The 613-nt window shown below is 63.5% G+C and carries 1 protein-coding gene; it reads left to right on the top strand.

The features are described from left to right. A partial coding sequence (locus ACKGJN_RS16505; RefSeq protein WP_409540663.1) for a pirin family protein occupies positions 1 to 601 on the top strand: 601 nt, incomplete at its 5' end. Positions 602 to 613: the final 12 nt, after the last annotated feature.

Raw genomic sequence — 613 nt, 5'->3', positions numbered from 1 at the left:
CGGTCCCGGCGACGTCCAGTGGATGACGGCCGCGGGCGGCATCATTCATGAGGAATACCACTCGCCCGGTTTTGCCAAGACGGGCGGACCCTTCCGCATGGTGCAGCTCTGGGTGAATCTGCCGGCGAAGGACAAGATGGCGCCCGGCGGTTATCAGGCCATCTCCAAGGCCGACATCCCCGTCGTCTCGCTGCCCGGCGGTGCGGGCAAGGCGCGCGTCATTGCCGGTGAGCATCGCGGCGCGAAAGGACCGGCGAAGACCTTCACACCGATCAACGTGTGGGATCTCAGCCTGAAGGCCGATAGGGACCTGACTCTCGACCTGCCGGCGGGTCATACCGCCATGATCGTGGTGTTGACCGGACACGTGACGATCGAAGGCAGTCTCGAGGCCGGAGAGGCTGAAATGGTGTTGCTTGATCGCGAGGGAAGCGACGTCAAGGTCCATACCGATGGGGAAGCCAAGCTGCTGATCCTGACGGGCGAGCCGATTGACGAACCGATCGTAGGCTACGGGCCGTTCGTGATGAACAGCGAGGCGGAAATCCACCAGGCCGCCGAGGATTTCAACAACGGGCGTTTCGTCACCGCCACAGCATGAACGAGAGGCCGG

The sequence above is a fragment of the Gillisia xinjiangensis genome (assembly GCF_046298265.1).
GTDB lineage: Bacteria > Bacteroidota > Bacteroidia > Flavobacteriales > Flavobacteriaceae > Gillisia > Gillisia xinjiangensis.
This window is presented reverse-complemented; position numbering and strand designations above follow the sequence as displayed.